Raw genomic sequence first — 2,433 nt, 5'->3', positions numbered from 1 at the left:
CAATATCCTGATAAAAATTTATCTGTGGATAGCTGTTTTAAATCCTTCACAAATTCTGCCTTAAGTCCTATTTATTCAGACTTTCTGTCTTGGTCTTGTCAAAAAGGCATCTTAAGTTTGACAAGCAGCTGACTGCTATATTATTATCCGATTTGACGTTGACACCCTTATCAAATACCCAGAAAAATTAATGGCAACCATACACTTTTTATTTAAATCAGTACTTAGGTATCACTTCAATTTAATTCTAGAGCGGGAATGTTTGTATTTTCAAGTATGCTGTTTTTCGCCCAATATTGAAATCACGCAATGAAGACCATTTAAATAAAATGACCGAATTTGGGTAAAAGCGAAAAAGAATGAAAATGAACCATTCTTTTTCGCTTTTTGTGGATTTTTACGTTTACTGTGGATGTTTGATCACACGGATTGATTTCACCCCATTTATAGTATTGATATTGATGATATAAAACCCAACATGCATCCGAGAGAAATCCAACTCCAGACGGCTCTCATTTTCATGCCATATTCCTGGCAATTGATAGTTTCTTCCCATTACATCCAAAATTACCATTGAAGACGCATTAGGTTCTTCTTCAACAAGACCCCTTAGGCTAAGATTCAGTCTGTCTTTTACGGGATTGGGATATGCTTTTAATTCACCTGATGGTTCGTCTTGCTGAATCGTGGAAATTTCTTCTAAAATAAACAATTCAGTCACAGCTTCGCTGGTCAAAGGTTTTGTCCTGGCAGATTCCAGGATGGTCACATGAGGCCGTATTGCAATTGCCTGAGCCACCCAGTGTTCACTCAAAGAAGCAATGGCACTCAAATTACCCGTTTCACCCGGTTCACTTTGTATAAAGTACGCCATCATATTAGAAGTTAAACCCTGCTGATTATTGGGATCATCATAAACCTCTATGGTCCCGGCTGGTGGCGTCCATGTGGCATTTTTCTTATTGGTGTAGAAAACCATCACCATGGTATTGCAATCACTGGTTGTCAGGGAAGGTGCTGTGGCCATAAATGCCAGGGATCCTGATGCACCGCTAAATGCAACGATAGGTCCATCTGGATGATTGATGGCAGCACCGCTCACTTTTGAAATCCCCATAGTCCATTTCGGACTTTGGTTGATTCGGAATCCATAGGTCTCCGGCTCATTGTTGCTTTTCACCACTTTATAATAAGTAACCATCGCAACATGGTTCTGCTGATTGGTCCGCTGAATTAGTACCCAATCCTCATCCGGAGGAGTAACGGAAGGTGATTGACCTTTTTCAAACATTATACCTACAATCAACAAATCTCCGATTTGGGTATTGGAAGGCCTTTTTATGGTTGCCGGATTAGTGGTATTACCCGCCCCCTTTGCCGTATTAAAATCACCCATTTGCGGAGCTTCGTTTACACACCCTTCAATTATCAACGAAGCATACCCTGAACTGGATGCGTTATAATTTGCATTCCCTGCAAAATTCGCAATCACTCGGTAAGTGCCCGGGAATACAGGAGCTGAAGAAGTGGGACCATAGATGGTCTTACCAGTTCCTTCATATTCTAAAGTGATTAGGTTTATATCAAGGATATCGTCTATTCCATCTATTCCATAAGCAAATGCAGTAGCTTCCTTGGGGTTTCTGTCATATTCAAAAGTCCCTCCGGTAACGGCTACGGTTGGGGTTGCTTTTTCTACTGTTAGCTGACCCTTAGTGATCGTGCCTATAATATAATTAGAAGGCTCAATGAGGCTAATATTTGGATTAACCTCATAAATACCGGCAGAGATTAATCCACTGCTTGGGAATGATCCTCCCTCTTTCAGTAATGAATAATCAACAGATGTAACTACCGATTCCCGGTCATCAACTAGGGTCACAACATTACCCTCAGGATCAAGGAACGTGGTGCTGACTTTAAACCCTTCAAATTCAGTTGCATATTCCGGTGCAGTATCACCAAACTCAATCAGGTCAGGATTGGCGGTTGTTTTTGCAGAAAGCGAAGCGGGAATAATGGTGAGGTCTGCCGGCAGATAGGAAACAAAACAGTTTCGGCATTCAAAGGTTCCTGGAATAATGAAATGTGCACCAACATCCGTTCCGGTAACCATATTTACTGAGAAGAATTCAAGGTTGAAATCATCATCATTTTCCTCTATTTCTGCACCGAAGTCATAATATTTCCCAATCATTTCATTTTCCCCTTCTTCCGCCAGTTCCAGATCTTTTTCACCAAAAATCACCAAGGTATTATCCTCCACCTCTTCTCCATCACCCCCGGTGCTATTGATAATTGTTCTTGAATTGATGATGGTTCGTCCATTCAGCATCGTACGGGCATTAATAATTGTTCGACCATTAATAATTGTTCGTCCATTGACCATGGACCGCGCATTGACCATAGTCCGTGCATTAATCATGGTCCTGC

Annotated in this window: 1 protein-coding gene; it reads right to left on the bottom strand. The window is 41.1% G+C overall.

All coding sequences use genetic code 11. The features are described 5' to 3' along the window. Window positions 1-403: 403 nt before the first annotated feature. Window positions 404-2,433 (bottom strand): T9SS type A sorting domain-containing protein (locus ACEW8O_RS25180; protein ID WP_373497391.1); only part of this gene is annotated, 2,030 nt, incomplete at its 5' end.

Origin of the sequence: Aquiflexum sp. (assembly GCF_041749095.1) — a bacterium.
Classification (GTDB): domain Bacteria; phylum Bacteroidota; class Bacteroidia; order Cytophagales; family Cyclobacteriaceae; genus Aquiflexum.
The sequence above is the reverse complement of the archived record's forward strand: the minus strand, read 5'-3'. Positions and strand labels throughout refer to the sequence as shown.